The following is a 24405-nucleotide window of genomic DNA, read 5'->3' as shown; positions in this document are numbered from 1 at the left end:
GCTAGGCAGCGCCCGACCGTCGGCCGGCCGCCACCTTCCAATGCGGAGACATACGCCATGTTCAGTCACGTGATGGTCGGCTCGAACGACATCGAACGGGCAAAGCGCTTCTATGACGCCGTGCTGGGTACGCTGGGAGCGGGCCAACCGCACCGCGACCGGACCGCCACCGGCCACGACCGCCTGTTCTATCGGCACGACGGCAACACCTTCTGCGTGAGCGAGCCGATCGACGGCGGCGCGGCAACGTTCGCCAACGGCGGAACGATCGGCTTCAAGTGCAACTCGCCCGAACAGGTGCGCGCGTTCCACGACACCGCCGTGGCCCACGGCGGCACCTCGATCGAACAGCCGCCCGGGCTGCGCGAAAGCGGCTTTGGCGCGCTGTACCTGGCCTACGTGCGCGACCCCGACGGCAACAAGCTGTGCGCGAGCCATCGCGTCAGGCGGGAGGAGTGAGAGCGGGCGAGAAGATGTCTTGTGCCGAGCCGCGCGGAGAGCCCGGAAGGCCCAGTAACGTCATCCCAGCGAACGCGGGAATCCCTGGTGCGCCCCGCAAGATCAAGACGAATTCCCGCGTTCGAACTTCCTTTCGTTGAAACGCAGGAGCACGCATGAACCAGACCGCGAACGCCTCCGACCACCACACTTCGCGCATCGCCCGGCCACGCTGGGTGGCCACGGTGATCCGCCATCCCTCGGCGATCCTCCTGCTGGTGCAGCTGGCCGGCTTGCTGCTGTATCCGTTCATCGAGCAGACGCATTCGGCGCGCGCGTTGTTCGGCGCGTTCGGTGTGGTGGTGTTGCTGCTGACGATCGCGATGGTGCAGCGCACGCGCGGACGCGGCTGGGTGAGCCTGGCGATCGCGGTGCCGGCAGTGGTATTGAACGTGATGGGCCTGACGCTGGAGCTGCCGGCGCTGCGGCCCTGGTGGGCGGCGCTGGAGGCGCTGTTCTACTTCTACGCGGCCGGCTGCCTGATCGCGTACATGCTGGCCGACCGGCGCGCCACCACCGACGAGCTGTTCGCCGCCGGGGCCACCTTCACCCTGCTGGTGTGGGCGTTTACCTATGTGTTCGTGTTGTGCCAGACCTTGCAGCCGGGCTGTTTCTCCGCGGCGGTCGACCCGCAGGCGCCGCGCACCTGGACCGAGCTGCTGTTTCTCAGTTTCGCGCTGATGTCGAGCACCGGCATCGGCGATGTCATCCCGATCACGGTGCATGCGCGCGCGGTGGCCAGCCTGGAGATGTTCGTCGGCGTGATGTATCTCGCGCTGGTGGTCTCGCGGCTGATCGGGCTCACCATCGCTCCGTCGGCAGCGGGCGGCAAGCGCGGAGAATCGTGATTTTTCGACCGGATGAGGAGGTTCGCATGAACGCGCCAGACGCCACCCGCAAGCCGCTGATCACGCGACCGGCGCAGGGCCGCCGCTACGACATGGGCCGCATGCGCGCGGTATTCCATGCCGATGGCGCGCAGACTGCCGAGCGCTACTCGCTGTCGGAGTGGTGGCTGCAGCCGCGCACCGGCGGGCCGGGCAGCCATGCCCATGACGACGACCACATCTATTACGTCCTCGCCGGCACGCTCAGCGTCTGCATCGACGGCGAGTGGGCGCCGGCGCCGCGCGGCAGCTGGGTGCTGATCCCCGGTGGCACGCCGCACGATTTCGAGAATCGCGACGCCGCCGAATGCGGTTTCCTGTGCATCAACACGCCCGCTGGCTTCGAACGGAAGATGCACGAACTGGTGGCCTGGTTTGCCGACAACCCGCTGGGCGACGCCCGGTCCGGTTGACTCGCGCCGGCCGGGCGGACGGGGCTCACTGGACGTCGCACGCCGACTGCAAGATACTGCGGCAGTCGGCACGTAAACGTTTACATCGCGCGCGCCCGACCCCACCGACCCAAGCTCCGCTGACGACGAGGAATCCCCCGATGCGCCTCCCGGCCGCCTTCCGCCATTTCCTGCTCGGCCTGTGCGCCAGCGCCTTGCTGGTTGGCTCCGCCCTCGCGGCCACGCCGGCCACCGTGCAGATCCGCGTCGACGCGCAGGCCGCCGGCACGCCGTTCCCGCACTTCTGGGAAACCATGTTCGGCTCCGGCCGCGCCTCGCTGTCGCTGCGCGACGATTACCGCAAGGACCTGGACGCCGTGCGCGAGGCTACCGGCCTCAGCTACATCCGCTTCCACGGCATCTTCGACCACGACGTGGGCATGGTGAACCGCGACCCGGACGGCTCGATCCGCTACAACTTCTCCTACATCGACCAGATCTACGACGGCCTGCTCGAGCACGGCGTGAAGCCCTTCATCGAGCTGGGCTTCATGCCGCCGGCACTGACCTCCGACCCGAACGAGCTGCAGGAGTTCTGGTATCACCCCAACCGCGCGCCGCCGAAGAACTACGCCGAGTGGGACGCGATGATCACCGCCTTCGCCCGCCACCTGGTCGCGCGTTACGGCATCGACGAGGTAGCCAGCTGGTACTTCGAGGTGTGGAACGAGCCGAACATCGGCTTCTGGGCCGGCGAACCGAAGCAGTCCACCTACTACACGCTGTACGACCACACCGCCCGCGCGCTGAAGGCGGTGAGCCCACGCCTGCGCGTCGGCGGGCCGGCCACCGCACAGGGCGCGTGGGCCACGGATTTCCTGGCGCACACGAAAAAGAACAACGTGCCGGTCGATTTCCTCAGCACCCACGTCTACGGCGACGACACCGCGCAGAACGTGTTCCACAGCGACGAGCACATCCCGCGCCGCGACATGGTCTGCCGCACGGTGGACAAGGTGCACAAGGAGATCCTCGCCTCGCCCTACCCGCAGATGCCGCTGGTGTTCAGCGAGTACAACGCCAGCTACGCCAACCTGCCCAACGTCACCGACACCGTGTTCATGGGGCCGTGGATGGCCAACACGATCCGCGAGTGCGCCGGCAAGATCCAGATCATGAGCTACTGGTCGTTCTCCGACGTGTTCGAGGAACAGGGCATCGTGCGCAATCCGTTCTACGGCGGCTTCGGCCTGATCGCCGCGCGACGCATCCCCAAGCCCGCATTCAACGCCTTCGCGATGCTGCACAAGCTGGGCGATCGCCAGCTGAAATCGGACTCCGACTCGGCCCTGGTGACCAGGCGCGACGACGGCACCGTGGTGCTGGCACTGTGGAACTACGCCCCGCCAGTGGGCGACACCGCCAGCTACACGCCCGGCAAGCCCCGGGGCACGAACAGGCATTTCAGCGTCGACGTGCGCAACCTCGCCGCCGGCGCCCATGCCACCGTGTGGCGGCTGGACGAAAACCACGGCAACGCGGTAGCCGCGTTCGACCAGATGGGTCGCCCGGACTTCCCCAGCCGCGCGCAGATCGCCGCCTTGCGCAAGGCCGGCGAGATGGCGCCGCCGCAGCGCGTCGAACTGCATGATGGCAAGCTGCAGCTCGACATTCCGCCGCAGGGGCTGGTGGTGGTCGAGTTGCGCTGAGGTCGGAGCCCGGCGCGCATCGCGCGCGCCGGAGGCGTCAACCGCCGACTGCCACCGGTTCGTTTGTGCGAACCGGATTTCGCTGCGCATGTTGCCGGCACAACTGCTCCACCAGCGCCCGGTGATCCGGCAGATCCTGCAGCGCGCGCCCCGCCACCTGCTGGATCATCGCGAACTCGCGCCGCGCCTCGTCCATCTGCGGGTAGGCGCTGCGGGCGTGCTCCAGGTCGGTCCTGAACTCCATGCCATAGAGCACGTACTGCCAGCTCGCCGGCATGAACATTTCCAGGTCGGTGACGAAGTCCAGCCGGTGCGGCGGGCGACGCCGCCACAGTTGCAGGCGATCGCGCAGCGTCTGCGGAATGCTGGCCGGGTTGGCGTTGTCGATCCAGAACGCCGAGTCGCGCCGTTGCGACAGGCAGTAATGCATCTTGATGAAGTCGATGATGCGCTCGTAGCGCGCCACCATCATTTCGTTGAAGCGCCGTGCCGTGCGCTCCATGTCGTCGTGATCGGCCGGGAACAGGTGGGTCAGCATGCACACCGCCAGCTCGACCAGCGCGATGCCGGTGGATTCCAGCGGTTCCACAAAGCCGCCGGCCAGCCCGACCGCCACGCAGTTCCCGCGCCAGTGTTCCGGGCGATAGCCGGTCTCGAACTGCAGGTGCTGGGCTTCGAGCGCATCGGCCGCCGCACCGACGTAACGGCGCGCGATCTCCTCGGCCTGCGTGGCATCCATGTGCCGGGACGAATAGACGTGGCCGATGCCGCGGCGCTTCTGCAGGCCGATGTCCCAGACCCATCCCGCCGGCTGCGCCGTGGCCCGGGTATACGGCAGGATCGGCGTGTCCGGTGCCGGATACGGCACCTGCAAGGCCACCGCGCGATCGACGAACAGCACGTCGCGGCGACTGCGGAACGCCGATCGCATGGCGCCGCCGATCAGGCTGCCGCGCAGGCCGGTGCAATCCACGTAGAGGTCGGCCGAGAGCGCACCGAGCTCGGTGGTGACCACCCGCGCGATATTGCCCCGCTCGTCCAGCTCCGTGCGTTCGACCGTCGCCAGATGGCGCTTCACGCCCAGGCCTTGGCCGTGCTCGGCCAGGGTGGCGGCGAAGGCGGCCGCGTCGAAATGGTAGGCATGGTTCATCGGTGCCTGGTAATCGGCATCGGAGGCGTGCTTTGGTGCGCGCCCGTGATCGACCAGCCGGCTCTGCATGGTCACCGCTTCGGCGAACGGCGTGCCTTCGGGGGCGGCGCCCAGCAACCAGTAAGGCAACAGCTCGGGACTGCCCGGCCGACGGCTGGGCGTGTTGAACGGATGGAAGAAACGATCCGCTCCCGGCATGCCCGGCGGCCGCACCCAGTTGACGTACTGGATGCCCTGCTTGAACGTCGCCGTGGCGCCGACCAGGAACCGGCGTTCGTCCAGGCCGATCGCCGCCAGCGTGCCCCGGATCGAGGGAAAGGTCGCCTCGCCCACGCCGAGCAGGCGGATGTTCGGCGACTCGACCAGCTCCACCTGGACGCTCTCCGGCGCCGTGCTGTTCATCGCCTTGGCCAGGTAGCAGGCGGCCAGCCAGCCGGCCGTGCCACCCCCGACGACCAGCACCTTCTTGAGACGTGGCATGGATTTTCTCCCCTGCTGCCATGCAGCAAGCAAATTCGCGATATTCGCAGTAGCATCCGAATTGACAGCGCTGTCATATTGAAGTTGACAGCGCTATCAATCAGCCTACCGCAAGCTCACGATATTGGGGAGAGGGAGACCATGAAACTTCGCTATTCCGCGCTGTACATCGCCGTGACCGCTGTATTTGCATCGGCCGCGGTCCACGCGGCAGGCCAGCAGGCAAGCCAGCCGACGGAGAAAGCTCCCTCCGCCAGCAAGGTCAAGAACCTGGATGCCGTCCAGGTCACCGCGACCAAGCGCGAGACGCCGCTGCAGAAAACCCCGATCGCCATCACCGCGATCGGCGGCGACACGCTCGACAAAGAGCGTGTGATGACCGTGCAGGACCTGACCAAGCTGGTGCCCGGTCTGCAAGGCACCTCGCAGGGCGACCACGGCGTGGTCACGCTGACCTTGCGCGGCATCGGCAACGACAGCGCCAAGACCGAGTATGCCGATCCGGAGGTCGCCACCTTCGTCGACGGCGTGTACACCCCGCGTGCCGAGGCCGCCGCGAGCCTGCTGCTGGACATGGACAGCGTGGAAGTGCTGCGCGGCCCGCAGGGCACGTTGTGGGGCCGCAACTCCACCGCCGGCGCGATCAGCTTCAACACCGTCAAGCCCGACATCGATGGCGGTTTCTACGGCAACGGCAGCATCGGGCTGGGCAACTACAACCAGAGCGGCGTGCGCGCGGCGGTGAACCTGCCGATCAGCAACACCTTCGCGGTGCGCGTGGCCGCCGTGCACGAACAGCACGATGGCTACGTCGACTACCAGAACCCGGTGGGGCAGATCCCGACGCTGGCGCAGCAGCAGGCCAACTATCTCGCCTCCGGCGGCGATCCGGCCAACTTCCGGCCGATCGACACCAACCTGTTCGTGCAGAAGGGCCCGAAGTACAACTCCCAGGACCAGTCCGCCGCGCGCGTGAGCGCCCGCTGGCGGCCCAGCGACAGCTTCCTGTGGGATCTGTCGTACGAGTACTTCAAGGATCGCGGCACGCCGGGCATGAACCTGATGCAGCATCCGCGTGCGGGGCAGGATTTCTGGTCCGCGCTGATCGACGTGGCGCCGTACCTGGACCGCAGCTCGCACTCGGTACGCAGCCGGATGGACTGGGTCATCAACGACAACCTCGAACTGACCTACGTGGCGGGCTTCAACCGCTACTCGGGCAAGAGCGACTTCGACCAGGACGGCGGCGTCAACGTGCCGACCAGTTTCACCACCAACGGCGTGTACCAGGAAGACCGCACCAACCATTCCAACTATCTCAGCTCCAGCCACGAGTTCAACCTCAAGTCCCGCGGCGACAACACGCTGGACTGGATTCTCGGCGCGTACTACGAGCACGAGAACAACAACATCCGCTTCGACATCCCGATCATGAACGGCACCCAGCAGGGCACCGTCAGCTGGCAGGGTTCCTTCATCCAGCCGGAGGAACGGGTCACCGCCACCGCCGCCTTCGCCCAGGCCACCTGGAACATGAGCGACAGCTGGCACCTCACCGGCGGCGCGCGCTGGTCGCACGACAAGCGCGAGAACCGCGGCGGCGTCAACTGGGGCTGGGCCTACGACCCGGCCTACCCGCAGCAGCCCATCTCGCCCGGCCAGCAGCCCGGCGATGTCGGCTTCGCCATCAGCCAGCACAACGACGCCACCTACAGCAAGAGCAAGCCCACCTGGCTGCTGCGCATCAACCATGACGTCGGCGCCAACAGCATGATCTACGCGAGCGTATCGACCGGCTACAAATCCGGCGGCACCCAGGACGGCGGTGCCCTGTACCAGCCCGAGACGCTGACCAACTACGAGATCGGCGCCAAGCTCGCGTTCCTCGACGGCCACCTGACCTGGAACAGCGCCGCGTATTACGAAGTGTTCAAGAACTACCAGTTGTCGGCACCGGTCACCTATCCCGATGGTTCGCACGGGCTCGGCTTCTCCAACGTCGGCGGCAAGACCAAGGTGGCCGGCTTCGAATCGGAGCTGGCCTGGCAGTCGACCAACGACCGCGCCAACCTCGTGCTGTCGGTGATCCCCGAGAAGAAGCTGGGCACGGAGAAGTACGCCGCCAGCAACGACTACTACGTGCCGACGATCTGCCCGCCGGAGTCGACCATCAGCAACAACTGCATGGACATTTCCGGCAACGACCTGCCGCACGCCCCCAACGTGTCGCTCACCGCCATCTACGAGCACGACTTCGTGCTGGGCAGCGGCGGCCGCCTGACGCCGCGGATCAGCGCGCAGTACCAGAGCGCCCAGTGGCTCAGCTGGTTCAACTTCGGCGCAGGCGACAAGCAGAAGGCCTACGCGCGCGGCGATCTCTCGCTGCGTTACACCGAGCCCGGCGACAAGTGGTACATCAACGCCTACGTGCAGAATGTCACCGACGGCAAGGTGAAGAGCAACGCGGCAGGCAGCACCCTGCTCGCCGACGGCAGCGTGGCGTTCACCTCCCAGTACCTGCCGCCGCGCACCTACGGCGTGCAGTTCGGGTTCTGGTTCTAAGGAGCCATTCGTTTCACCGGCGACAGGCCCCTCCCCTGCGGTCGCCACTGGATGCCCCGGCAACGGGGCATCCTTTTTTGCCGGCTGCAAACGCGAAGTGATCCAGCCTGAGCGACCTCATGCGAGTGCATGGAAGCCAGCGTAGCTCTACTGCCTCCTCTGACCGTGGCCGATGTGGATGCGGCCCGCTTCTTGCCCGAGCGCACGATTGAGCGCGTCGGCCGGCCCTATCGACGGCACGCCGGGCGCGGTCCTGGAACTGTCGCAAGCGATCGCCCGCTACATGTTGCAAGGTGATCGCGGCTTCCAATGCCGCGATACTTGCTGGTCGGCCCAACTTTCATCGTCGACAAGCAAGGGCTATCGTGATTCATGGAATGCAATCAACAGGGCGCACGGGTGGCTGGACCAGGTGTCGGATGCCACAACTTTGCCAGCGCTTGCGAACGCTCTCATCAAGGGGGTCCCGATGCGAGTCCCTGTTCGCGCCGTAGCGTCAGAAGTACCAATCTCACGTGCCGGATGAAAGATATGCGCTGGCCCCTGTGCCGCCCGCGAGGCCATCTTGCCCGCCCTGTCGCGGCTGCTGGGCGATTCCGCCTTGGAGCGGTCTGCGGATACCGTGAGAAGCGAAAACATGACATACCGCAATAACAAATGCGCGACGCATCGAGACGGAGTGCTGGCACTCGCAAGAGCGATTTATGCGACGGCTTTCCTGTGTGTAGCCAGTTTTGGCGCTGCCGCAGCCCCTCCTCCCTTCCAGAGATTCAATGACTCATTGAAGGCCTTCACTCGCGGGGCCGCCGACAATTTCGAGACGTATATGGCTCTGCGCCATCTATATGCAGAGATCGATCCTCCGCACCGCAATTACGCCGCTCAGATGCTATCGATGTACGATGCAATGAACGGCCGTTATGAGGATGCAGATATCCACTTCCGGGAATCCTTCCCCGGGGCAACGAAACCGCGTAGTTGCCCAATTGACGGGTACCGGTCTGTTCCGTTGAAGGAGGCTATCACCAGCGTCGCGCTCGATTCCCGGGTGCTCATGATCAACGAATCGCACTCGGAGATTGGGACGCGCGCACTCATCCTCCGAATGCTTCCAATACTGCGCAAGGCGGGCTTCCGGAACGTCGCTTTCGAGGCTTTGGCGGGCCCGAAAGACATGCCGGGGTGGGTCGCAGGAGCTTCAGTTTTACCCCTCGATGACAGAGATCTGGTTACGCGGGGTTATCCGCTCGACTCCAATCAGGCCGGGTTCTATCTGCGCGAACCGGTTTTTGGCGAACTCATCCGGCATTCGATCCAACTTGGATTCAATTTGGTTGCGTACGATCCAAGGAACTTCTCGTCGCGGGACGATCGCGAAGAGAAGGAGGCTCGAAACCTGAAGGCTTTCTTGGACGAACATCCACATGAGCGACTGCTCGTCATAGCTGGTTATTCCCACATCTGGAAGACCGGTGGCTGGATGGCGGACAGATTGAGAACCATGGGAAATTACAAAATTACCTCCGTTGACCAGATAGATGGTTGGGGTGGATGTGAAGGCACCACGTGGTCGAAATCATATCCATTTGTTTTCATGAGCAGATCGTCAAATTCGGAGTATTGGGCCTATAAAAAAGGCACGGACGTGACGGTTCTCAATCTGATGAACAATCAGCGCGGCGCAAGGACGAGCTGGCTATCACTGAACGGATTCCGGCGGAAGGTCACGCTGCCTGGCTCGGTGTGCAATGGGCTAGCGCCATGCCTGGTATCGGCCACCTACATTTTGGAATCGGCGGACGCCGTTCCGGCTGATCGTCTTTTTGTATTGGAAGGCGAGAAACCCATTTTGTATCTCCGACCGAACACCTATCGCCTGACTTCCCAAACTGGCACAGGCAAATTGGTGTGGCGTCTACAAGTAGACCAAGAAGGAGAGACGCTGGAGCCAGTAGAGACTCAAGCACGCAGCCATAGGAACCCACTCAAAAATTCGCGGTGAGGTTCCCGCTGTTGTTCTCAAAGTCAATATTTTTCGAATCAACGCAAGCGTTCGCCCGCCACGGCCTCTCTCGCATCCTTCGGACGGTTTGGATGCATCCTGGTTAAGGGGCACCGTGCCCGATCCGGGTGCGGCCATCGGTCAAGTGTTTCGGGCATTGCCTCGGTTCGGGCGTCGGGCCACCGCTCCTGCGTTGCCTCAATTCGGGCGTCCCTGCCCTCGCGCTGCCTTCGCCATGTTGTCGTGTTGGGAGGGCTTTCGACGTCGAGAGTCGCGCCTCTCAATGCGCCTTGCAGGCCAGCGTCCTGTCTGCCACGGTGCCCAGCGACACTTCGGTGAGGACAATGCTTTCGCCACGGCTGCTGGTCCACTCGAATGGCCGATCCAGCTTGCTCATGTCGGCGCCCGCATCGCGGAAGCACTTCAGCGGAATGCCCACACGCAGCCACTGCCCGCGCGGCAGCGCCGCGAGTTGGGAGCCGATCGAAACCCCGGCGCCGCAGCCCTTGCCGCAGGCGACGCCGAGGGTCGTGCCGCGGGGCGACAGCGCATCGATGCGCAGGGTGGCCACCAGCATCACGTCGCCGTTGGTCTGGCGATCCAGGTCCAGCGGCGAGCTGCTCGCCAGCGCGGCGGTCGCCGTGCCGGCAGCGGACCAGCTCAAGCGTCGCGCGTCTTCCTGCGCCTTGTAGTCGAGGGCGGCCACTTGCAGGCTGCCGTCGCCGGTGGCGGCAGGCGCCGACGATACGGTGTCGCTTTCGCCGTTGGCGGCCGTCAGTTGCAAGGCGAAACCGTGCGCCGCCTGGCCGCGCACGAAGTACACCCCGGCGCGCTCGTCATCCAGCGCCACGCCGGCCTGCTCCGGCAAGGTGCCCAGCTCGCGGTGATCGGCATAGCTCAGGCCATAGCCATAGGGGAATTGCGGGTGGTAATCCGGCTGTCCCACGTTGAGCGGTGTCTGGATCGCCGTGCGCGGCCACGAATAGGGCAGCTTGCCGTGGAAGTCGTAGTCGATCGAGCCGTCGCGCTTGCGCAGCAGCACGTCGGCGATGCCCTCGCCCTCGCTGCCGGGCAGCCATGCCACCACGAAAGCATCGGAGGCGTTGATCTCGCGATTCATCCACAACGGCCGGCCGGTGATGAACAGGGCCACCACCGGAACGCCCCGATCATGCAGGCGGCGCAGCAGGTCGAGGTCGTGATCGTTTCCGGGCTTGTAGGCAAGGTTGGGCAGGTCGCCCTGGAACTCGGCATAGGGATCCTCGCCGAACACCACGATGGCGGCGTCGGGCTTCTGCCTGTAACTGCCGTCGACCGACAGCACCGCCGTGCCGCCCGCGGCACGCACCTGCGCATCGATGCCGGCCCAGATCGAGGTCGCGCCGGGGAAGTTCGCGTTGGTGAGGCCGGTGCCTTGCCAGGTCAGGGTCCAGCCACCGTTCTGCTTGGAGATGTTGTCCGCGCCATCGCCGGCGACCAGGATGCGCTTGCGCGGGTCCAGCGGCAGCAGGGCGTGGTTGTTCTTCAGCAGCACCAGCGACTCGCGCACGGCGCGCCGCGCCACGGCCCGATGCGCGGCGCTGCCGATCACCTGCGCCGATGAGCGGGCCAGCGGATTTTGGCTGGGCAAGCCTTGCTTGAACATGCCCAGGCGCATCTTCACCCGCAGGATGCGGCTGACCGCGTCGTCCACGCGGCTCATCGGGATCGCGCCGGACTTCACCTCGGCCAGCGTGTTGCGGTACAGCCCCTTCCAGGAATCGGGCGCCTCCAGCATGTCCAGGCCGGCGTTGTAGGCGGCGGCGCAATCCTCGTTGGTGCAGCCGGGCACCTGGCCATGCGCGTTCCAGTCGCCCAGCACGATGCCGTCGAAACCCATGCGCTTTTTCAGCACGTCGGTGATCAGCGCCTTGTTGCCGGCCATCTTCACCCCGTTCCAGCTGGAGAAGGACACCATCACCACCTGCACGCCGGCGCGGATGGCCGGCGGATAGCCCGCGCCATGCACGTCGCGCAGCACCGCCTCGCTGACTTCCGCGTCGCCCTGGTCCTTGCCGTCCCTGGTGCCGCCGTCGCCAATGAAATGCTTGGCGGTGGCGATCACGTGATTCGCATCGAGGAACTGCGGCGTGCCGACCGCGCCCTCCAGCCCGGTCACGATCTGCGAGGCGTATGCCGCCACCAGTGTCGGGTTTTCCGAATAGCCCTCGTAGGCGCGGCCCCAGCGACTGTCGCGCGGCACGGTCAGGGTGGGGGCGAAGGTCCAGTTGATGCCGCTGGCGCGCAGCTCCCGCGCGGTGACCTTGCCGATGTCGCGCAGCAGTTCGGGATCGCGCGTGGCGCCCAGGCCCACGTTCTGCGGAAACAGCGTGCTGCCGACCAGGTTGTTGTGACCGTGCACGGCGTCGATGCCGAACAGCACGGGGATCGCGGGGCGCCCGTCGGAGCGCTCCAGCGAGGCGCGATGGAACGCGTCGGCCAGCTTCTTCCACTGCGCCGCGGTGCCGTACTCGCCACCGTCGGGGCCGGAATTGCCGCCGGCCAGGATCGAGCCGAGGCGGTACTGGCGCACGTCCTCCGGCGTCACGTACTTGATGTCGGCCTGGATCATCTGGCCGACCTTGTCCTCCACCGACATGCGATCCAGCAACGCCTTCACCCGTGCGTCCAGCGCGGGGTCGGCCGGCAACGGCGAGCTCACCCTGGGCCACAGCTGCGGATGCACGGTGGTCGAGGGGCTGACGGCATGGGCCGGCACGGCAACGAGCAAGGTGCCAGCGATCGAAACGACCACAAGACGGCAGGACAGGCCCCGGATCGGGCGAAAGGACTGTGGCACGTGAGGCTCCAGGCTGGCTCGCGCGCAAGGCGCGGAAGCCGCAGCGTGACACAATTGACAGCGCTGTCAATTTGCAGGGCAACATCGCCGCGGAGCGGGCTCGCGGCGGCCAATTCAGGCGGGGCTGGCGGTCGAGTCGCGGACTTCCAGCGAGAACGGCATCTCCACCAGCCGCCCTGGTCCGCGACCGCGCAATACTTCCAGCAATTGCAGGGCGGCGACCTTGCCCATCTCGCGGCTGGGCTGGCGAATCGTGGTCAGTGCCGGCCACAGCTGGCTGGCCAGCGGGATGTCGTCGAAGCCGCACACGGAAATGTCCTGCGGCACCTTCATGCCCCGCTCGTTGGCCACCCACATCACGCCGCTGGCCATGTCGTCATTGGCCGCGAACACCGCGGTCGGACGTTTCTTCAGCGCGAACAACTGCCGCGCCGCGGCCACCCCCGAGGCGAAGGTGAAGGCACCCTGCACCACCAGTGCCGGGTCCTCGACCAGGCCGGCGGCGGCCATCGCCTCGCGGTAGCCGGCCAGTCGCCACCTGCTGGCGCCGTGGTCGGCAATACCCGAGACGTGCGCGATCCGCCGGTGTCCAAGCGACAGCAGGTGCTCGACCATCGTGCGCGCGGCGAGTTGCTCGTCCATCGCCACGCCGATGTTGTTCTCCCGCGACACCGGCGACACGCTGGCGAACGGCACCTGGCGTTCGCGCAGGCGCTTGAGCAGCGGTGCGTAGTCGGTGATCGGCGGGGTCAGCACGATGCCGTCGGGATGATGGTCGGAGATCACCGCATCGAGCCGGCGCACGAAGTCCTCGCCGCGCATGCGCAGCGGCCGCACCATCATGTTGTAGCGGTGCGCGTCGCAGGCCTCGAGCACGCCATCCTGGATCTCGGCCAGGTAGGTCGAGGCGGGATTGTCGTTGTTGTCGTACAGCATCGCCACCAGGAACGAACGATTGCCGGCCAGGCTGCGTGCCGACGACAGCGGCCGGTAATCCATCGCCTCCATCGCCTCGGTCACGCGCTTGCGCGTGGCGTCGCTGACGTTGGCCTCGTCGTTGAGCACGCGCGACACCGTCTTGGGCGAAACGCCCGCGCGGCGTGCAACGTCTTCCAGCCTTACCCGCATGCCTTGATCCAAGTGTTGCCGCGCCTGCGCTCAACTATGCGGTCAGCGCCGGCCCGTTTACAAGAACCGCCGCGACCGGCGGTCGGCAGCCGCCCGGACCCGGCGCGGCCAGGGCATGAATACGTATGCATCGGGTAGTCGTCGGCGCGCGCGGCTGCCTACCATGCCGGATGGCCGGGCCGGTTGGGTGCCGTGGATGCTGCACTCGCAACGTGCAGGCCGGGCGCGGCCGTGACATAACACCTGTCGGAGAATCCAGCACATGAGCCGCATGACCCCTCGCCACACTTCCAGGCTCTCGCCATGCTGGGCCTGATGCTGGCTGCCGCCATGGCCAGCGCGCCGCTGGAAGCGCCCGCATGGCATGACGGGCTGGACTGGCACGGCGTGCACGTGGGCATCCGGCGTGACGCGCAGGACACCTACACCCTGGACTGGCCGTTCGGGCAGCGGGTGATTGCGCCGCAACCGTTCAAGGCCGATACCGCCAGTGCGCTGTTCGACGGCTTGTACGCGATGGCGCAGGACGATCTGCGCCAGGACTCGGTGAGCGCGATCCGCGACGGCGCCTTCGACCACGGCGCGCCGATTCCCTGCCACTGCTTCGAGACCGGGCTGAAGTGGCCATACGTGTGGACGCGCGACCTGTCGTACGCGATCGACCTCGGCCTGTGGCGGTTCGACCGCGCCCGCGCGCGCAACGGGCTGGAGTTCAAGCTGTCCGGCGTGCGCGAACCATCCGCGCCGCAGGGCCTGTACGTGATGCAGGACACCGGCTCGGGCGGCAGCTGGCCGATCAGCACGGATCGCGTGGTGTGGTTCCTCGCCGCGCGGCACCTGCAGGACGATGCCGCGTTCGCCGACAAGATGCGCACGGCCCTGCGCGACACCCTGGCGCAGGACCGGCAATACGCGTTCGACGCCAATTTCGGCTTGTACCGCGGCGAGACCTCGTTCCTGGACTGGCGCGAACAGACCTACCCGGCGTGGACCGCCAACGAGGTGACCTTCATCGGGCAATCGTTCGCGCTGTCGACCAACGTGCTGCACTACGAGGCGTTGCAACTGGCCGCCGCGCAGGCCGGCGCCGATCACCAGGCTACCGCCAGGAACACCTACCGCACCCAGGCCGCGGCGCTGAAGCAGGCGATCAACCTGCACTTCTGGCGCGCCGACCGCGGCATGTACATGAGCTACATCGGTGGCGACGGCACGCCGGTGGACAGCTACGACCTGCTCGGCATCTCGCTGGCGATCGCCAGCGGAGTGGCCGACGGCGAGCGCGCGCGCCAGACCCTGGAGAACTATCCGAGCTGGCCGGCCGGCAGCCCGGTGATCTGGCCCGAACGCAGCGACCAGCCGATCTATCACAACCGCGCGATCTGGCCGTTCGTCAGCGCCTACGCGCTGCGCGCCGCACGCACGGTCAACGACCCGGCGCGCATCGCCCACGAGATCACCTCGGTGATGCGCGGCGCGGCGCTGGTCGGCTCCAACATGGAAAACTACGAGCTGCTGACCCAGGGCCAGCACGTGGACGAGGGCAAGCTCAGCGGCCCGGTGGTCAATTCGCCGCGCCAGCTGTGGTCGGTGGCGGCGTACCTGGACGTGGTGACCGAGGGCGTTTTCGGCGTGGAGGAAGACGGCCGCGTGCAACCGAAGCTGCCTGTCTCGCTGGTGCCGATGCTGTTCGGCGCGCGCAACGCCATCAGCCTGGACCTGCCCGGTCGCCGGATCACGCTGCAATTGCCGGCCAAGCGTGACGGCAACCTGCTGGTCGCCGATCGCATCCGCACGCAAGGCACGCATGCCACCGTGACGTTGAAGGCGATCCGGGCCGACGCACCGCCGCTGCGCATGGACGCCCCGCTGTACGCGCCGATCGCCCCGGCCGCGCCGACGCTGGCCGCCGACGGCGATCGCTGGATCGTCAACGGCGACGGGAAGCTGCAGCTCTACGTCAACGGGCGGCGCGCCGGTGCCATCGACGGCCACGGCACGCTCGCCCGCACCGAGGATCTCGCCTGCGTGCGCGCCACCCGCGTCGATGCGCATGGCCTGGAATCCCTGCCCAGCCCGGCGACCTGCGTCGGCCCGGTCGATCAGGCCGGCGGCGACTGGCCGCGCCACTGGATCGCGCCCGCCACCGGCAGCTATCGCGTGTGGGCGGATTACCGCAACGCCAACGGCCCGATCAACACCGGCGTCACCGCCGCGGTGAAATGGCTGCTCATCAACTGCGATGGCAGCGACACGCAGCGCGTGCCGCTGGTGATGCCGCACAGCGTGGCCACCCAGCCATCCACCCATGGCCGCTTCAGCGCCACCGACAAGGCGCGCTGCACGTTCGCGCTGGAGGACGGTCTCAACATGAGCTACCTGCAGCACTTCGCGCACTACACGGGCGGTACCGGCGGCATCGACGGGCCGTTGAACCAGGCCGAGGTCGACGACCTGCACATTGCGCCGCTGGCGGACGGAACCCGTACCCCATGAGCAGGAAACCCGAGCTGTCGTTCTGGCAGATCTGGAACATGTGTTTCGGCTTCCTGGGCATCCAGTTCGGCTTCGCATTGCAGAACGCCAACGTCAGCCGGATCTTCCAGACGCTCGGCGCCGAGGTGAACGACATCCCGATCCTGTGGGTGGCCGCACCGCTCACCGGGCTGATCGTGCAGCCGATCATCGGCCACTACTCCGACCGCACCTGGAACCGGCTCGGCCGTCGCCGGCCGTATTTCCTGGCCGGCGCGATCCTCGCCACGCTGGCCCTGCTGGCGATGCCGAACTCACCCACGCTGTGGGTGGCTGCAGGGCTGCTGTGGATCATGGACGCCTCGTTCAACGTGTCGATGGAGCCGTTCCGCGCCTTCGTCGGCGACCAGTTGCCGGAGCACCAGCGCCCGCGCGGCTTCTCCATGCAAAGCGTGTTCATCGGCGTGGGTGCGGTAGTGGCGTCGCTGATGCCGTGGCTGCTGACCAAGGTCGGCGTCAGCAACGTCGCCCCGGATGGCGCGATTCCGGACACGGTCAAATACGCCTTCTACGCCGGCGGCGCCCTGCTGATGGGTACGGTGCTGTGGACCGTGCTCTCCACGCGGGAGTACCCGCCCGAGCAGTTGCGCGAATTCGACGACGACGCCAGGCCCATGCCCGTGGACGCCTCGCGCGCGTGGCGGCCCGGCCTGCTGCTGATCGTCGGCGGCCTGCTGGTATGGCTGGCCATCCGGCACTTCTCGCTCGAAAAGGAACTCTACGTGCTGGCCGGCGGCCTGCTGGTGTTCGGCGCGCTGTTCGCCTGGCTTGCCTTCAGCCGCACAGAGGGCATGCTGCGCGAGGTGATGGGCGATCTCTACAGCATGCCGGATGCGATGCGGCGGCTCGCCATCGTGCAGTTCTTCTCGTGGTTCGCGCTGTTCGCGATGTGGATCTTCACCACCCCGGCGGTAACCGCCGTGCAGTTCGGCAGCAGCGACCCGCATTCGGTGGCCTACAACACCGGCGCCAACTGGGTCGGCGTGCTGATGGGTGCGTACAACGGCTTCGCCGCGCTGGCGGCGATCGCGATCCCGCTGCTGGTGCGCCGCATCGGCCTGCGCTGGAGCCACCTGGTCAACCTGTGGCTGGGCGGCGCGGGGCTGCTCTCGTTCCTGTTCATTCGCGACCCGGACTGGCTGCTGCTGTCGATGGTCGGCGTGGGCGTGGCGTGGGCCTCGATCCTGTCGCTGCCCTACGCGATGCTGTCGGACAACCTGCCCGCGCAGAAGATGGGCGTGTACATGGGCATCTTCAATTTCTTCATCGTGATCCCGCAGCTGATGGCGGCCAGCGTGCTCGGCCTGCTGCTGCGGTTGTGCTTCCACGACGAGCCGATCTACGCGCTGGCGCTGGGCGGTGCCAGCCTGTTCGTGGCCGGCCTGTTCACCCTGCGCGTGCGCGAGCCCGCCATCGATGACGGAAAGCCTTCGCCCGCCCCGTAGGAGCCCGCTCGCGGGCGATGCTCTCGAAGTCGGGATATGCAAGAGCAAGAGCTATCGCCCGCGAGCGGGCTCCTGCACGGAGAGTCGGAAGGGTCAGACGTACTCGACCACCTCAAGCCCGAAGCCGCCCAGTCCCACCAGTTTGCGCGGCGTACCCAACACGCGCAGGCGGTGCACGCCGAGGTCGGCCAGCATCTGCGCGCCGAGGCCAAGCTGGCGCCACTCCTGCTGCTGCGCATCCTCCGGCGCCTGCGCCGCCGGCTTGCCCTGCAACCGCGCGAGCAGGGCCTCCGGCGTGTCCTCGCCGGAGAGCACCAGCAGCACGCCGCGACCCTCGTCGGCGATGCGGCGCAAGGCCGAAGTGACGGTGAGGCCGAGGTCGTCGCGCTTGAGATGCAGCACGTCGGACAAGGTATTGCGCACGTGCACGCGCGAGAGCACCGGCGAGCCGTCGTCCACGGTGCCGCGCACCAGCGCGTAGTGCAGGCCGCGACGGATCACGTCGCGGTACGCCACCAGCCGGAACGGGCCGAACTCGGTCTCCACCGATTCCTCGTGTACGCGCTGCACGGTCTTTTCGGTTTCCAGCCGGTAACGGATCAGGTCGGCGATCGAGCCGATCTTCAAGCCGTGCCTGGCCGCAAAGACTTCCAATTCGGGACGACGCGCCATCGAGCCGTCTTCATGCAGCACTTCGATCAGCACCGCCGACGGCTCCAACCCGGCCAGCGCGGCCAGGTCGCAGCCGGCCTCCGTGTGGCCGGCGCGGGTCAGCACGCCGCCCGGTTGCGCGGTGAGCGGAAAGACGTGGCCGGGCTGGGCCAGGTCCTGTGGCTTCGCATCGGACTTCACCGCCACCTGGATGGTGCGCGCGCGGTCGTGCGCCGAAATGCCGGTGGTGACGCCCTCGGCCGCCTCGATCGAGACGGTGAAATTGGTGTGGTAGACCGAGGTGTTGTCGCTCACCATCGGCCGCAGCCCGAGCTGGCGCGTGCGCTGCTCGGTGAGCGTGAGGCACAGCAGGCCGCGCGCCTCGCGCACCATGAAGTTCACGTCTTCCGGCCGCACCATCTGCGCGGCCATGATCAGGTCACCCTCGTTCTCGCGGTCCTCGTCGTCGAGGATCACGACCATGCGGCCGGCGCGGATGTCTTCGAGGATTTCGGGGATGGTGTTGAAGGGCATGGGGACGTCCTGGGGAATTTTGATTTGATCGCAGTGACAGGGAGTGAGTGGAGAGGAGTGAGAAGTGAGAGAAGGCATCTCGAAGCTGCGGCTCTCTCTCACTTCTCACTCCTCCCCACTCACTTCTCGCCTTCAGGCAAAGCCGTGCTGTTTCAAGAACGCCTCGTCCAGCTTCGGCGCCTCGCCGCTGGCCAGCAGGCGCTCGACATAGCGTGCAATCACGTCCACCTCGATGTTCACCGCATCACCCGCGCGGCGCGCGTGGAACGCCGTGTGCTCGACCGTGTGCGGGATCAGGTTGACGCCGAAGCGATGGCCGGCGACTTCGTTGACGGTGAGGCTGGTGCCGTCGATGCAGATCGAGCCTTTCGCGGCGATGTAGCGCGACAGGGCGGCGGGCACTTCGAACGTCCAGCGCTGCGAGCGGCCATCGGGCGTGATCGAGACCACCCTGCCCAGCCCGTCGACATGGCCGGAGACCAGATGCCCACCGAGCCGGTCGGCCACGCGCAGTGCCTTTTCGAGATTCACCGGATCGCCGGGCTTCAACTGGCCCAGCGACGTCAGCGACAGCGTCTCGTTGGAAACATCGGCGCTGAAGCCGCGCGCATCCAGCGTGATCGCAGTGAGACACACGCCGGAGACGGCGATCGAGTCGCCGAGCTGCACGTCGGTGAGGTCGAGGTCGGCGGTATCGACGTGCAGGCGCACGTCACCGCCGCGCGGTTCGAGTCGCACAACGCGTCCCACGGTCTGGATGATGCCGGTGAACATCAGCACACCTCCCGGGGGGAGATGGCAAGCGAGACTGAAACGATGACAGGCATGAAACGTTCTCCGCGTCGGAAAGCGAGAACGCCCCAAGGCATGAGGCAGACGCATGGCATCGCTGCCATCCGCCTGGCCGTCTTCTTTCATCCGGACTGTGGGCCGCACCGGCGAACCGGAACAACCTGGACCGTCGGCTCCGGCATCGGACCGGATCTGCTGACCTCCCGATGCTGCCGGGAGCGCTCGCGGGCTCGTTCCGAGGAACCTACCGCCGGTGGGGAATTTCGCCCCGCCCTGAAGACGTTTGCCGATGAACCGGCCGCCGGATTCTAACACGCCCGCCATGCGCCACTCGCGCGCCAGCCGTTTGCCCGCCCGCTGCGGCATCATGTCCGTCCCTGCCAAGGAGGTTTCCATGCGCAAGCATCGACGCGACTGGTCGACGTGGCTCGCCATCCTGCCGGCCATGTTCTGGCTGGCCCACGCGCGCGCCGGCGAGGCGCCGGCCGACGTCTACACCGGCACGCTGGGCCGGCAGGCCATCGTGCTGCAACTCACCCCCGGCGACGACGCCGCCACGGCCGGCCGCTACTTCTACGTGCGCCACCACCGCGACATCGCCTTGTCGGGCGCGCCGGCCAGCAACGGTCACCTGCAACTGCGCGAAGGCTGGGACGCCGACGCCAACGGCCCGCGCATCGCGCTGGACCGGCAAGCCGACGGTGGCTGGCGCGGCCAATGGCAGGACGACAAGGGAACGACCCTGCCGGTCGCCCTGCACCCGGCCACGGTGGCGCCGCCCCCCGCCGATACGCCGCCCTGGCTGAAGCAGCTCCATGCGAGCGACCGCTACGACTACCTGCGCCTGGCCGGCCTCAAGCCACAGGCCGGCCAGCGCGAAACCTTCATGGGCCATGCCCTGCAGTGGTGGCGCGTGCCCGACGCCGGCATCGCGTTCTTCGAGATCCTGGACGGGTACCCGCCCGCCGAGCTTGCGCGCATCAACCAGGTGCTGATGGACCGGATGTGGCGGGAAACCGGCAGCTACTACGACTGCATGTTCAACCACTTCAACGAAGGCGATTACGAGCAGACGGTGACGCCGCGCCTGCTCACGGCGAACCTCGTCAGCGTCAGCGTGTTCACCAATTACTACTGCGGCGGCGCCCATCCGGACTTCGGCGATGCGGCGATCAACCTCGACGCACACACCGCCCGGACGCTGGAGCTGGAAGACATCCTGTGGCTGGGCAAGGGCAAGCCGCTGCACTACGCCACAGACGCCGACGGCAACCCCGCACCCGGCTCGGCCAGCTTCGAGGCGTGGTCGGATTACCGCGAGCAGCACCTGGCGCCCTGGCTGGCGCGTCAATGGCGGCAGCTCTATCCGCAGGAGACGACGGCCACCGGCGGCGAAGACGATTGCGGCTACGACGACCCCGGCGTGTGGCAGTTCGTGAGCTGGCACATGACACCGAAGGGCTTGTTCATCGGCCCCTCCTACGCTCGCGCCGCGCGCGTGTGCGAAGCCAACGACGACTGGTCGGTGCTGCCGTGGGAGACGGTGCGCCGGCACCCGGGGCGGCTCCGGCCCGGCTTGCCCTGAGTGACGCTGTGCGCATGTTGGCGAGCGGGCGACGTGCGTGAGCGCGTCAGGCCGGCGGGCGCAGGCGCAAGCGGATATCCGGACCGAGCATGCGCTGGTCGACCACCTGCAACTGCCAGCGCGATGCCATGTCGGCCAGCGACGGCAACTGCAGCAGCGACCGCGCGCTGTCGCCCAGCAGCAAGGGCGCGACATAGAGCAGCAGTTCGTCGACCAGGCCGGCCGCGAACAGCGCACCGCACAGGGTCGGGCCGGCTTCGACGTGCACCTCGTTGCAGCCGCGTCCGGCCAGCAGGGCGAGCACGGCGGGCAGGTCGAGTCCGTGGTCTCGTGTCGCCACCGCAAGGCGTTCCGCCCGGGCAAAGCGATCGTCTGCGCACGTTGCCGCAGCGCCATGCAGGACCAGCGTCGGCGCCGCGCCGTCCAGCACATGGCTGCCGGCGGGCGTGCGCAGTTGGCGATCCAGCAGCACGCGCAGCGGCGGCATGAACTCCTCGTCCTGCGGCAACCGGACGGTGAATCGCGGATCGTCCGCCAGCACCGTGCCACTGCCGGTGAGGATTGCCGAGCTGCGCGCGCGCCAGCGCTGCACGTCCAGGCGCGCCGCATCGCCGGTGATCCACTTCGACTCGCCACTGGCCAGTGCGGTGCGCCCGTCCAGGCTCATCGCCAGCTTCACCCGCACGAACGGGCGGCCGCGTTCGAGACGGCCGAGGAAGCCGCAGTTCAACTCGCGCGCCGGCCTGCGCAGCAGGCCGGTTTCGACCGCAACGCCGGCGGCGCGCAACTTGTCGATACCGCGACCGGCCACCTGCGGAAACGGATCTTCCGCGGCAATCACCACCCGCGCCACGCCGGCAGCCACCAGCGCATCGGCGCATGGCGGCGTACGTCCATGGTGTGCGCACGGCTCCAGGGTCACGTAGGCGGTGGCGCCCCGCGCCCGCGCGCCCGCCTCGCGCAACGCATGTACCTCCGCGTGCGGCTCGCCGGCGCGCTGATGAAAGCCGGTACCGATCACCTCGTCGCCATGCGCGATCACGCAGCCCACGCGCGGATTCGGCTGGGTGGTGTACAGGCCGCGCTCGGCCAGGCGCAGCGCGTGCGCCATGTGGAGGTGGTCAGTGCCTGAAAATGCCATGCGTCGATTGTACGGGCCCGCTGGCGGGCGATGCTCTTGGCCGGGAATCGGCCTTTCGACAAGCTCGGGACGGTGAATTGGGGAATCGGAGAAACGGGAGCATCGCCCGCCAGCGGGCTCCTACGGTTTGCGCGTACCGCCACCGAGCAGGGGAAGCTGCAGATCGGACAGGCCCGGCAGGTCGCGTTCCAGCTTCTCGATCTCCTCGCGGAACGCGTGCACGTCCTCGAACTTGCGGTAGACCGAGGCGAAACGCACGTAGGCGACCTGGTCGAGGTTCTTCAGCTCGCGCATCACCAGCTCGCCGACCTGGCGCGAAGGCACCTCGCGTTCGCCGCTGCGGCGCAGGTCGTTGACGATCGCCCGCACCGCCGCGTCCACCGCATCACTGGCCACCGGCCGCTTCTGCAACGCCCGCTCGAAACTCACCCGCAACTTGCGCTCGTCGAAGGTCTCGCGCCGCTCGCCGCTCTTCACGATCGCCGGCAACTTCAGCTCGGCCGTCTCGAACGTGTTGAAGCGCTCGCCGCACTGCGGACACTCGCGCCGCCGCCGCACGGTCGAACCGTCCTCGGTCAGGCGCGAGTCGATCACGCGCGTGTCTTCGTGCTGGCAGAAGGGGCAATGCATGGGTCAGGAATGAGGGTAGAGAAGTGAGTAACGAGAGAACAGCATCAACGCCGACTATCTCTCACCTCTCACTCCTCTTCACCCACTTCTCGCTCAGCCGTAGACCGGGAATTTGCGGCACTGCGCCGTCACCGCGTCGCGCACGCGGGCGATCACGGCGGCGTCGTTCGGGGCGTCGAGCACGTCGCAGATCCAGCCGGCCAGGGCCACGCAGTCGGCTTCCTTGTAACCGCGGGTGGTGGCGGCGGGGGTGCCTACGCGCAGGCCGGAGGTGACGAAGGGCTTTTGCGGGTCGTTCGGCACGGCGTTCTTGTTGACCGTGATGTGCGCCTTGCCCAGCGCGGCCTCGGCGTCCTTGCCGGTGATCGGCTTGCCGATCATGTCGACCAGCATCAGGTGGTTCTCGGTGCCGCCGGAGACGATCTTGTAGCCGCGTTCGATGAAGGTCTTCGCCATTGCCTTGGCGTTCTTCACCACCTGCGTCTGGTACTCCTTGAACGCCGGTTCCAGCGCTTCCTTGAACGCCACCGCCTTGGCCGCGATCACGTGCATCAGCGGGCCGCCCTGGATGCCGGGGAACACGATCGACTGCAGCTTCTTCTCGATCTCCTCGCCCGCGCCCCTGCTCACGATGATGCCGCCGCGCGGGCCGCGCAGGGTCTTGTGGGTGGTCGAGGTGACCACGTGCGCGTGCGGCAGCGGGCTCGGATAGACGCCGGCGGCGACCAGGCCGGCGACGTGGGCCATGTCGACGAAGAACAGCGCGCCGACCGAATCGGCGATCCGGCGCATGCGCGCCCAGTCGACCACCTGCGAGTAGGCGCTGAAGCCGCCGACCAGCATCTTCGGCCGGTGTTCGGTGGCCAGGCGCTGCAACTCGTCGTAGTCGATCAGGCCGTTCTCGTCGACGCCATACTGCACCGCGTTGAACAGCTTGCCGGAGATGTTGACCTTGGCGCCGTGGGTGAGATGGCCGCCATGCGCGAGCGACATGCCCAGGATGGTGTCGCCCGGCTGCAGCAGCGCCAGGTACACCGCCTGGTTCGCCTGCGAACCGGAGTGCGGCTGCACGTTGGCGTAGTCGCAGTCGAAGAGCTGCTTGAGCCGCTCGATCGCCAGCTTCTCGGCCACGTCCACGTACTCGCAGCCGCCGTAGTAGCGCTTGCCGGGATAGCCCTCGGCATACTTGTTGGTGAGCTTGGAGCCCTGCGCTTCCATCACCCGCGGGCTGGCGTAGTTTTCCGAGGCGATCAGCTCGACGTGATCTTCCTGGCGCTGGCCCTCGTGGGCGATGGCCTGGGCCAGTTCGTCGTCGTAACCGGCAATCGTGCAGTCCTTGGGGAACATTCTGGCCTCGTGAAATGGCGGGTGGGCAAGTCGGAAATTGTAGCCCCGGCCGGCATTTCCGGCCACCGACACGCCGCCGACCCGGCGCAGGATGAATA

Annotated in this window: 17 protein-coding genes and 1 riboswitch; of the genes, 9 read left to right on the top strand and 8 right to left on the bottom strand. The window is 67.0% G+C overall.

What is annotated here, in order from left to right; translation table 11 throughout:
- Positions 1-57 precede the first annotated feature (57 nt).
- From ACVCMC_RS00425 to ACVCMC_RS00410, 4 genes are all read left to right on the top strand, one after another.
- Positions 58-459: a VOC family protein gene (locus tag ACVCMC_RS00425; RefSeq protein ID WP_136257895.1), complete on the top strand. Its 402-nt coding sequence runs from the start codon at positions 58-60 to the stop codon at positions 457-459.
- A 155-nt stretch (positions 460-614) separates the two neighbouring features.
- Positions 615-1346: an ion channel gene (locus ACVCMC_RS00420; RefSeq protein ID WP_447098294.1), complete on the top strand. Its 732-nt coding sequence runs from the start codon at positions 615-617 to the stop codon at positions 1344-1346.
- Positions 1347-1372: 26 nt separating this feature from the next.
- On the top strand, positions 1373-1798 hold the full coding sequence (locus tag ACVCMC_RS00415) for a cupin domain-containing protein (protein WP_447098293.1): 426 nt from the start codon (positions 1373-1375) through the stop codon (positions 1796-1798).
- A 140-nt stretch (positions 1799-1938) separates the two neighbouring features.
- Positions 1939-3486 (top strand): GH39 family glycosyl hydrolase, encoded by a 1548-nt coding sequence (locus ACVCMC_RS00410; protein WP_447098292.1) that lies wholly within the window; start codon positions 1939-1941, stop codon positions 3484-3486.
- Positions 3487-3523: 37 nt separating this feature from the next.
- Here ACVCMC_RS00410 and ACVCMC_RS00405 read toward each other — a convergent pair whose 3' ends face one another.
- Positions 3524-5116, bottom strand: a complete 1593-nt coding sequence (locus ACVCMC_RS00405) for a tryptophan halogenase family protein (RefSeq protein ID WP_447098291.1) — start codon at positions 5114-5116, stop codon at positions 3524-3526.
- 141 nt (positions 5117-5257) lie between these two features.
- On the opposite strand from ACVCMC_RS00405, the gene ACVCMC_RS00400 reads away from it, so the two are divergent.
- On the top strand, positions 5258-7678 hold the full coding sequence (locus ACVCMC_RS00400) for a TonB-dependent receptor (RefSeq protein ID WP_447098290.1): 2421 nt from the start codon (positions 5258-5260) through the stop codon (positions 7676-7678).
- A 637-nt stretch (positions 7679-8315) separates the two neighbouring features.
- On the top strand, positions 8316-9680 hold the full coding sequence (locus ACVCMC_RS00395; RefSeq protein WP_447098289.1) for a hypothetical protein: 1365 nt from the start codon (positions 8316-8318) through the stop codon (positions 9678-9680).
- A 280-nt stretch (positions 9681-9960) separates the two neighbouring features.
- On the opposite strand, the gene ACVCMC_RS00390 is transcribed toward ACVCMC_RS00395, so the two are convergent.
- Positions 9961-12519, bottom strand: coding sequence for a glycoside hydrolase family 3 N-terminal domain-containing protein (locus ACVCMC_RS00390; RefSeq protein WP_447098288.1), 2559 nt, complete (start codon positions 12517-12519; stop codon positions 9961-9963).
- Positions 12520-12633: 114 nt separating this feature from the next.
- Positions 12634-13647: a LacI family DNA-binding transcriptional regulator gene (locus ACVCMC_RS00385; protein WP_395119919.1), complete on the bottom strand. Its 1014-nt coding sequence runs from the start codon at positions 13645-13647 to the stop codon at positions 12634-12636.
- 303 nt (positions 13648-13950) lie between these two features.
- Between ACVCMC_RS00385 and ACVCMC_RS00380 the strand changes: the two genes are divergently transcribed.
- Together ACVCMC_RS00380 and ACVCMC_RS00375 are read left to right on the top strand one after the other, a co-directional pair.
- Positions 13951-16143 carry a Six-hairpin glycosidase-like protein gene (locus ACVCMC_RS00380; RefSeq protein ID WP_447098287.1) on the top strand — a complete coding sequence of 731 codons (2193 nt, stop codon included), beginning with the start codon at positions 13951-13953 and terminating at the stop codon, positions 16141-16143.
- Positions 16140-17627: an MFS transporter gene (locus ACVCMC_RS00375; RefSeq protein WP_447098286.1), complete on the top strand. Its 1488-nt coding sequence runs from the start codon at positions 16140-16142 to the stop codon at positions 17625-17627. Before ACVCMC_RS00380 ends, ACVCMC_RS00375 begins: the two co-directional genes overlap by 4 nt.
- Before the next feature lie 93 nt (positions 17628-17720).
- On the opposite strand, the gene ribB is transcribed toward ACVCMC_RS00375, so the two are convergent.
- Positions 17721-18812 carry a 3,4-dihydroxy-2-butanone-4-phosphate synthase gene (gene ribB / locus ACVCMC_RS00370; protein ID WP_447098285.1) on the bottom strand — a complete coding sequence of 364 codons (1092 nt, stop codon included), beginning with the start codon at positions 18810-18812 and terminating at the stop codon, positions 17721-17723.
- Between the two features lie 132 nt (positions 18813-18944).
- The gene (locus ACVCMC_RS00365) at positions 18945-19586 is read right to left on the bottom strand and encodes a riboflavin synthase (RefSeq protein WP_447098284.1); all 642 of its coding nucleotides are present in this window, start codon (positions 19584-19586) and stop codon (positions 18945-18947) included.
- A gap of 128 nt (positions 19587-19714) precedes the next feature.
- Positions 19715-19889, bottom strand: a riboswitch (FMN riboswitch).
- A gap of 109 nt (positions 19890-19998) precedes the next feature.
- Here ACVCMC_RS00365 and ACVCMC_RS00360 point away from each other — a divergent pair.
- Positions 19999-21189, top strand: coding sequence for a hypothetical protein (locus ACVCMC_RS00360; RefSeq protein ID WP_447098283.1), 1191 nt, complete (start codon positions 19999-20001; stop codon positions 21187-21189).
- Positions 21190-21235: 46 nt separating this feature from the next.
- Here ACVCMC_RS00360 and ribD read toward each other — a convergent pair whose 3' ends face one another.
- The 3 genes from ribD to glyA all read right to left on the bottom strand — a co-directional run bounded on the left by ribD (position 21236) and on the right by glyA (position 24307).
- Positions 21236-22300: a bifunctional diaminohydroxyphosphoribosylaminopyrimidine deaminase/5-amino-6-(5-phosphoribosylamino)uracil reductase RibD gene (gene ribD / locus ACVCMC_RS00355; RefSeq protein WP_447098282.1), complete on the bottom strand. Its 1065-nt coding sequence runs from the start codon at positions 22298-22300 to the stop codon at positions 21236-21238.
- Between the two features lie 150 nt (positions 22301-22450).
- Entirely contained in the window at positions 22451-22960 is a 510-nt protein-coding gene (nrdR, locus tag ACVCMC_RS00350; RefSeq protein WP_395119928.1) for a transcriptional regulator NrdR, read from the bottom strand.
- Positions 22961-23053: 93 nt separating this feature from the next.
- Positions 23054-24307, bottom strand: a complete 1254-nt coding sequence (glyA, locus tag ACVCMC_RS00345) for a serine hydroxymethyltransferase (RefSeq protein ID WP_447098281.1) — start codon at positions 24305-24307, stop codon at positions 23054-23056.
- Positions 24308-24405: the final 98 nt, after the last annotated feature.

Source organism: Rhodanobacter sp. UC4452_H20 (genome assembly GCF_052978205.1).
The sequence above is the reverse complement of the archived record's forward strand: the minus strand, read 5'-3'. Positions and strand labels throughout refer to the sequence as shown.

Coding starts and splice junctions, on each gene's coding strand:
- ribD (WP_447098282.1), bottom strand. CDS start 22,300: ATGGCGCACGCGCTGCGCCTGGCCGAGCGCGGCCTGTACACCACCCAG.
- ACVCMC_RS00420 (WP_447098294.1), top strand. CDS start 615: ATGAACCAGACCGCGAACGCCTCCGACCACCACACTTCGCGCATCGCC.
- ACVCMC_RS00400 (WP_447098290.1), top strand. CDS start 5,258: ATGAAACTTCGCTATTCCGCGCTGTACATCGCCGTGACCGCTGTATTT.
- ACVCMC_RS00405 (WP_447098291.1), bottom strand. CDS start 5,116: ATGCCACGTCTCAAGAAGGTGCTGGTCGTCGGGGGTGGCACGGCCGGC.
- ACVCMC_RS00365 (WP_447098284.1), bottom strand. CDS start 19,586: ATGTTCACCGGCATCATCCAGACCGTGGGACGCGTTGTGCGACTCGAA.
- nrdR (WP_395119928.1), bottom strand. CDS start 22,960: ATGCATTGCCCCTTCTGCCAGCACGAAGACACGCGCGTGATCGACTCG.
- ACVCMC_RS00385 (WP_395119919.1), bottom strand. CDS start 13,647: ATGCGGGTAAGGCTGGAAGACGTTGCACGCCGCGCGGGCGTTTCGCCC.
- ACVCMC_RS00395 (WP_447098289.1), top strand. CDS start 8,316: ATGACATACCGCAATAACAAATGCGCGACGCATCGAGACGGAGTGCTG.
- ACVCMC_RS00380 (WP_447098287.1), top strand. CDS start 13,951: ATGCTGGGCCTGATGCTGGCTGCCGCCATGGCCAGCGCGCCGCTGGAA.
- ACVCMC_RS00410 (WP_447098292.1), top strand. CDS start 1,939: ATGCGCCTCCCGGCCGCCTTCCGCCATTTCCTGCTCGGCCTGTGCGCC.
- ribB (WP_447098285.1), bottom strand. CDS start 18,812: ATGCCCTTCAACACCATCCCCGAAATCCTCGAAGACATCCGCGCCGGC.
- ACVCMC_RS00375 (WP_447098286.1), top strand. CDS start 16,140: ATGAGCAGGAAACCCGAGCTGTCGTTCTGGCAGATCTGGAACATGTGT.
- ACVCMC_RS00360 (WP_447098283.1), top strand. CDS start 19,999: ATGCGCAAGCATCGACGCGACTGGTCGACGTGGCTCGCCATCCTGCCG.
- ACVCMC_RS00425 (WP_136257895.1), top strand. CDS start 58: ATGTTCAGTCACGTGATGGTCGGCTCGAACGACATCGAACGGGCAAAG.
- ACVCMC_RS00415 (WP_447098293.1), top strand. CDS start 1,373: ATGAACGCGCCAGACGCCACCCGCAAGCCGCTGATCACGCGACCGGCG.
- glyA (WP_447098281.1), bottom strand. CDS start 24,307: ATGTTCCCCAAGGACTGCACGATTGCCGGTTACGACGACGAACTGGCC.